We start from the raw sequence: 7,085 nt of genomic DNA, 5'->3' as shown, positions 1-7,085 counted from the left end.
GGCCCGCTGTTCATCACACCGGAGAACCCGAGCATCGGCAGCGTGGAGTCCAGGTCGGCGTCCTCGAGGATGATCGCGGCGGACTTACCGCCGAGCTCCAGCGTGCACGGCTTGAGCTTCTCGGCGGCGATCTTGGCGATCTCCTTGCCCACCGCGCTGCTGCCGGTGAACGTGTACTTGTCGATCAGGTCGTTGGCGGTCAGCGCGCGACCGGTCTCCGGGCCGCCGGGCACGATCGACAGCACCCCTTCGGGCAGGCCGGCCTCGGCGAACATCTCGGCCATCGCGAACACCGACAGCGGCGTCTCGGCGGCCGGCTTGAGCACCACGGTGCAGCCGGCCAGTAGCGCCGGCCCGAGCTTGTTGGCGGCCAGGAAGAACGGCACGTTCCACGCCGTGACGGCGCCGACGACGCCGATCGGCTCGCGCAGCACCAGCGTCTGACCGTAGATGCCGTCGCGGATCTCCTTCCACGGGAACTTGTCGGCGGCGCCCGCGAAGTACTGGAACGCCGACATCGCGGCGCCGTACTGCATCATGTCGACGATGGTCTGCGGCTGACCGGTCTCGGCGGCCAACAGGAACTTGAGCTCCTCGCCGCGCTCCTCCATTAGCTTCACCGCCGCCGCCAGCACCTCGGCGCGCTCCTGCGGCGACTTGTGCGGCCACGGGCCCTCGTCGAACGCCTTGCGCGCGGCGGCGCAGGCCGCGTCGACGTCGGCGGCCGACGCCAGCGGGACCTTGCCCACCAGCTCGCCGGTGGCGGGCGAGTGCACCTCGATCACACCCGAGGTGGCCGGCTCGACCCACTTACCGCCGATGAACAGCTTGTCCCACTGTGTCCGATGAGCCGGCTCACCGGCGGCAGTCCGAAACGCGGTGCTCTGTGTCATGACCGTCACACTACCTATCGCAACGCAAAACGAGAACCTGTTGCAGTCGACCGTTCAGGGTGCCCGCAGGAACAGCACCAGGTTGCTCACGAGGAACTCCCGCAGCACCGGCACCTTGGCAAGCGACCACGCCCATTGCGGGTGGTAGCGGGGGAATGCGGCGATCAAAGCGCCGGTGCTCGCCGCCCACTGCAGGCCGTCGGCCGCCGACACCGCGAACAGTGACGAACCGTAGTTGTTCTTTGGCGGATGACCGTGTCGACGGGTGTATCGGCGCGCGGCGCGGGCGCCGCCGAGGTAGTGCCACAGCCCGGTCTCGTGCCCGCCGAACGGGCCCAACCACACGGTGTACGACAGCACCACCAACCCGCCGGGCCTGGTCACCCGCAGCATCTCCGTGCCCATGCGCCAGGGGTGCCGCACATGTTCGGCGACGTTCGAGGACATGCAGATGTCGACGCTGTCGTTGGCGAACGGCAACGCCATCCCGGAAGCCCGCACGTAGGTGGTCGGTGTGACCGCCCCGGGAGCGGCGTGGATCTCGGCCGGATCCGGCTCGACCCCGATGTAGCGAAAACCCTTGTCCGTGAACGCTTCCGAGAAATATCCCGGCCCACCCCCGACGTCGAGCACGGTGAGCCCGGTCGGCGACGAATGACAAGCGCCGAGCCACAGGTCGGCGATCATGTCAGCGGTGTCGCGGCCGAGCGCGCCGTAGAAGCGGGCGGGGTCGGGCTGCTCGAAGCGGAACTCCGCGAGCAGGCGCAGCGACCGCGACAGCGTCGCCCGGTCGGCGAACCTGTCCGTGACTGACATGGAACCGAACCCTACGCAGCGCCTCGGCCCGACTACGCTGTTGCCGATGTCTTCCCGTCCGCTCCGATCGGTGCTGCTGCTGTGCTGGCGCGACACCGGCCACCCCCAAGGTGGCGGCAGCGAGGCCTACCTGCAGCGCATCGGCGCGCAGCTGGCCGCCTCCGGAGTCGAGGTCACGCTGCGCACGGCGCGGTACCCGGGTGCCCGCCGTCGCGAGGTCGTCGACGGAGTCCGGGTCAGCCGCGGCGGCGGTCGGCACACGGTCTACATCTGGGCGGGGCTGGCGATGGTGTTGGCCCGCATCGGGCTGGGGCCGCTGCGGCGCGCGCGGCCCGACGTGGTGATCGACACCCAGAACGGCATCCCGTTCATGGCGAGGCTCGCCTACGGGCGGCGCGTCGCGGTGCTCGTGCACCATTGCCACCGCGAACAGTGGCCGGTGGCCGGTCCCGTGAAGGGCCGCGTCGGGTGGTTCGTCGAGTCGAGGCTCTCGCCGCGGGCGCACCGGCGCAATCAGTACGTCACGGTGTCGCTGCCGTCGGCGCGCGATCTCGCGGCGTTGGGTGTGCGTCCCGGTCAGATCGCGGTGGTGCGCAACGGTCTCGACGAGGCGCCCGCGTCGACGTTGTCCGGCCTGCGCGCGGCGACGCCGAAGGTGGTGGTGCTGTCAAGGTTGGTGCCGCACAAGCAGATCGAGGACGCGCTCGAAGCCGTCGCCGCGCTGCGTCCGCGCATCCCGAACCTGACACTCGACATCGTCGGCGGCGGCTGGTGGGAGCAGCGGCTCGTCGAACACGCCGCGCTGCTCGGGATCTCCGACGCCGTCACGTTCCATGGGCATATCGACGATGAAGCGAAACACCGTGTGCTGCAGGAAGCCTGGGTGCACGTGTTGCCGTCGCGCAAAGAGGGTTGGGCGCTGGCGGTCATCGAAGCCGGTCAGCATTCGGTGCCCACCATCGGCTATAGATCCTCGGGCGGGCTGACCGACTCGGTCGTCGACGGCGTGACAGGCGTGCTGGTCGACGACTTCGACGGTCTGGTCGACGGTCTGGGCGAGCTGCTGTCCGACCATGTTCTGCGCGAACAACTCGGAACCAAGGCGCACGCCCGCTGCGGCGAATTCTCTTGGCAGCAGAGCGCCGACGCGATGCGCACCGTGCTCGAGTCCGTGCACTCCGGGCAATACGTCAGCGGCGTCGTCTAGCCTTCGCGACGCTAGAACGGCGGCAGATCGTCCATCAGAATTCTCGGGTCGGTTGGCGGACCGGTACCCAGGGGGTAGAAGCTGCCGGAACTCGGAGTGGTCGGCGCGGTGTTCTCCGCTCGGATCGTGGCATTGAGGGCCCGCTCGCGTCGAATGCGCCGCTCGCGGTTCTGGCGGCGGGTGCGTCGGCGGGTGGGCATGCAGATCCCGCGTCCCGGTGTCGGTGCCGGCACCTCGGGCACATCAAGCGTGCCGGTGGAGGCGCCGAGTTGCGGAAACAGCATCGCTCCGAACGGAGTCGTGGTGTGGATACGCCCGGTCGGGCTGGTGAATATGACGGTGCCGTCGGGTTGTTGTTGCACGATCCAGCCGCCGGGTCCGCAGTAGAACGTCTTCATCAGGTGGTGCAGCCTGCAGAAGCAGGCGTTGTTGGACGGATGGGTGGGCCCATAGGGCCAGGGCGCCGCGTGGTCGATGTCGGATCGCCAGGCGGGGCGGTCGCAGTTCATCCACCGGCAGGTGAGGTCGCGGGAGCGTACGAAGTTGGCCAGCGCGGTCGAGGGACGGTACTGCGGTTCGGGTTCGGCGTTGTCGGGAGCCTCGACGGGGCGCCGCTGGGCGTGGCGCGCCACCTCGGCAACGGTCGGCGCCGGAACCGGGCCCAACCCGGACACATACCCAGGCGTCGTGCCCGTGCCTTCGACGGTGTCCCGCTCGGCGAGCACATGGACCACTACGGTGGTTGCCGTTCTGCCGGCGGCAGGGCAGTCCGGTCGTTCGCATAGGCACGCCATCGCGTCTTCGTGGGCGAGGATCGTCCCGATCGCGTCCGCCCGGCGCTGGCGATGCGTACGTGGATCCTCACGGCAGACCGTGGCGGCCAGCGCGTCGAGTCGCTGAGTCAAAGCCACCCCGTCGACGCCGCGTAGGCAGGCGACGATGTCGGCCATTCCGTATTGGCTCGGTGTGACGTCGAAATGGCGGTCGTCGTCACGGGATTTGGATCGGCGCACCGCGTCCGGGTCGATTTGAAGGACAAGCCAGTCGACGACCTCGACAAGCTTGTTGTACGACAGGTGGTTCCACTGGGCGGCCCGGTCGGCGAAGATCGCGTCGATCAGTGCGCAGGCGTCCTCGCTGACCATGAGCTCGGTGCGGTAGATCAGCATGTTGACCACCAGCCAGTCGATCTCACCGGCGGCGAACACCTTCGCCACCTTGGGAAGCCGTTGGATCAGGGCCTGGCCCGAGCTCATCATGGACGAGGCCCGCCCGCGGCTGATACCGAGTTCGGCACCGATCTCGGCAGCCACGACCTCCCAGTCGTCGACCACCTTGTCGTCGTTCACGCCATCGCATTCGGGGACGCGGCGCAGGCTGAGGTGCCCGATAGCCAATAGCTGACGCGCGAACTCGACCCGGCTCGCGCGCTGCGCCTGGCCCATCAGGTCGACGAGCCCCGCGTCGCTCGTCGTGTCGAACATACGTGCGATTGTAAGTGTCGGGTATGACATCCGGTTGCCGTCAGCCAACGGCGAGGTTACCGACGGTGAGGTGCCCTGACTCGCGGCGGCGCCTTGCTCAACCTTCGCGCCATCCCGACAACCGCGCCCGCAACCAGCATCGCCAGCCACGCCAGGTGCGCGGCCACCACCACCGCCCGCCCGGCGGCCGGCGGTGTCGAACCGCCCACGCGATACAGCGTGAGGTCGTCGTCGGCATAGGCCACGGGTAGCGGCAAAGGTGTTGTCGCACCGCTCGATTCGACGACGCTTGATTCTACGACGACCCAGCCGACGCCCGCGTCCGCGAGCAGTCGGCGGTCGGCGCTCTCGACGAGGATCTCCTGCACGTCGCGGGCGCGTTGCCCTTCGCCGTACACGGTGCGGTCACCGATCTGCAGATCGCCGGTGGTCAAGACGTCGGCGCGCACCCACCGAGGCAGCGGGTCGAGCACCGGCGCGTCGCCCGCCCACTCGAACCGCCGCATGCTGCCCATCGGCATCACGGCGACCGTACGCGGGTCTTCGTTGATCAGAGCGGCCACCTTCGCCCATCCCGGCGGATACTGCACGGCCGCGACCCGGCCGCCCACCCCCCACGCCAGGTCCGGCAGCGTCGCGATCAACGCCACGCAGCAGAGCGTCGCGACCACCGCGGCCGGTAACCGTCGCCGCGCGACGACGACCGCACCAGCACCGGCCAGCGCGTAACCGGGCATCGCCAGCGCCACCCACTTCTGCCCGTCGCGGACCACTCCGAGGCCGGGAAAGGCGCGGATGACCGCCTCGAGCAGGCTGAGCCCCGGCCCGGTGGCCATCAGCGCGGGCAGCACGACGGCCACCCCGGCGAGCACCATGAGCGGCACGGCCGCGGGCCGCCGCAATACGACCGGCAGGCCAAGAGCCACCACAGCGAGCAACACCACGGTGGCGACGATCGCGAAAAGCGTTGTACGAGAGGGCGGTACCGCATCGGCATTCCAGATACCGCCCAGCCCGGCCAGGCTGAACAGCGTCCCGAGGCCCGGTTCTGCGCGAGCCGCAAACGCGACGACACCGTCGGCCTGCGACGACTCCAACGAGCGTGCCACCGCCGCCGCCACCAACCACGGCAACGCCGCGACCACCGTCATACCCAGCGCCGCGCCCGCACACCGCCTCCGCCGCCAGCCCTGCCCGGGGGCGACGACGCACACGAGCGCGACGGTCGCCGCCAACAGCAGACCGGTCGGCGTCAGCCCTGCCAGCGCCATCCAAAACGCCAGCGCCGCCACCGAACTCCACCGCGCCGACTCCCGCATCCGCAGCATCGTCGCGGCGACCCACGGCAGGCACCCGTAGCCGACGAGAAGGCTCCAGTGGCCCTGCAACAGGCGCTCGGCGACGTACGGATTCCACACCGCGACCGTCGCCGCCACACACTGGCCGGCGAGGCCGGACTCGGGCACCACCGCCGCGACCAGCCGCGCGGCACCCCAGCCCGCCAGCCACAACCCCGCAACCAGCAGTGCCTTGGCCACCACACCGCCGTCGACCACCGAAGACACAACGGCCATGAAGAAGTCCTGCGGCAGCGCCCGCGGCGCGGCCTCGGACAGGCCGAGCGCGGCGTCGGACAGATAGGAGCGCGGCGTGGACACCGCGTCGCGCACCAGCAGATATCCGGGCGCCAGCAGCGGCGCCGTCACCGCAAGGGCAAGCACCAGCGCATACGCCGGTGCCACAACCGACCGCCGAATCAGACCGGTCTGTCCGGGGGCAGGTCGGTCGGTCGAGATGTCGGGATCTTCTCGGTCTTGGCCTCGGCGCCCGGAACCTTGATGCCCTGGGTGTCGAAGAACCCGTGGTCGGCTTCGTCGAGCCCGGGGTCGATCAGCGCGGACTCCGCGCGCAGGCTGAACGAGCCGAGGAGGGCGCCGCCGACCAGCAGCACCAGCCCCGTCGCAGTGAACGTGATCGGCAGGATGCGTCCCCACAGCGCGACCCGGTCGCGCTCGTCGCCGGCGCTGGCGACCTGGGACTCGACGGTCTCGTCGTTGAACGCGACCTTGTAGTCGACGAACGTCACCTCGGGCTTGAGCGGTTCGCGAGCGTAGTAGTGGTAGCCGTGCTCGTCCTTCTTGACGATCGTCCCGGATACCGGGTCGACCCAGAAGGTGCGCTGCGCGGCGTAATACCGCGACATCGTGATCGGTTCGTCGGGCTCACCGGGCACGCCCCACATAGCGGCGCGGGCGGTGACCTCGCTGTCGGCGTCGTCCTCGTAGAGCGACGCGTACTTCACCGGCTCGACGAGCTTGCCGTCCGAGTCGTACCCGACGTTCTGCACGAACCGGTAGGTGGTCAAGCCGTTGACGTCTTCTTCGCCGTCGTAGTTGGCGTCGAACGCCTTCTGCGCGATCGGGTCGAAGACGGAGTAGGTCTTCTTCTCGGTGTCGAACGGGAACCGGTAGGCCAGGCCCTCGTGCGGCAGCGCGATGTTGGTCGGGGGCTTGTCGTCCTCCATGGCGCGCGGCTTCTGCACCGCACCGCCCGGATTGCTCTCGCTGGACACGGCCTCGGCGGTGCTGCGGTTGACGGTCACGGTATCGACCAGGGCCAGCAGCAGCCCGGCGTCCTGCTGCCTGTCGGTGCGGCGCAGCGTGGAGCCCACCTGCAGCGTCACCA

General features: G+C 69.4%; 6 protein-coding genes. 1 reads left to right on the top strand and 5 read right to left on the bottom strand.

The features are described 5' to 3' along the window. Window positions 1-893 (bottom strand): aldehyde dehydrogenase family protein (locus tag A5698_RS13685; RefSeq protein WP_156670750.1); only part of this gene is annotated, 893 nt, incomplete at its 3' end. Between the two features lie 54 nt (window positions 894-947). Next, window positions 948-1,709, bottom strand: a complete 762-nt coding sequence (locus A5698_RS13680) for a class I SAM-dependent methyltransferase (RefSeq protein ID WP_068297559.1) — start codon at window positions 1,707-1,709, stop codon at window positions 948-950. Window positions 1,710-1,755: 46 nt separating this feature from the next. On the opposite strand from A5698_RS13680, the gene A5698_RS13675 reads away from it, so the two are divergent. Beyond that, the gene (locus tag A5698_RS13675; RefSeq protein ID WP_068297562.1) at window positions 1,756-2,916 is read left to right on the top strand and encodes a glycosyltransferase family 4 protein; all 1,161 of its coding nucleotides are present in this window, start codon (window positions 1,756-1,758) and stop codon (window positions 2,914-2,916) included. 11 nt (window positions 2,917-2,927) lie between these two features. Here the strand turns inward: A5698_RS13675 and A5698_RS13670 are convergent, their stop codons facing one another. The 3 genes from A5698_RS13670 to pgfA all read right to left on the bottom strand — a co-directional run. Next, a complete protein-coding gene (locus A5698_RS13670) occupies window positions 2,928-4,400 on the bottom strand; it encodes a 13E12 repeat family protein (protein WP_068297557.1) in 1,473 nt (490 codons plus the stop codon). Window positions 4,401-4,456: 56 nt separating this feature from the next. Next, window positions 4,457-6,142, bottom strand: a complete 1,686-nt coding sequence (locus tag A5698_RS13665) for an MmpA family trehalose lipid delivery protein (protein ID WP_197506764.1) — start codon at window positions 6,140-6,142, stop codon at window positions 4,457-4,459. A 14-nt stretch (window positions 6,143-6,156) separates the two neighbouring features. Beyond that, the coding region (pgfA, locus tag A5698_RS13660; protein ID WP_068297554.1) for a cell envelope lipid trafficking protein PgfA at window positions 6,157-7,085 on the bottom strand (929 nt) is incomplete at its 5' end.

The sequence above is a fragment of the Mycobacterium sp. E136 genome, from assembly GCF_001666865.1.
Classification (GTDB): domain Bacteria; phylum Actinomycetota; class Actinomycetes; order Mycobacteriales; family Mycobacteriaceae; genus Mycobacterium.
This window is presented reverse-complemented; position numbering and strand designations above follow the sequence as displayed.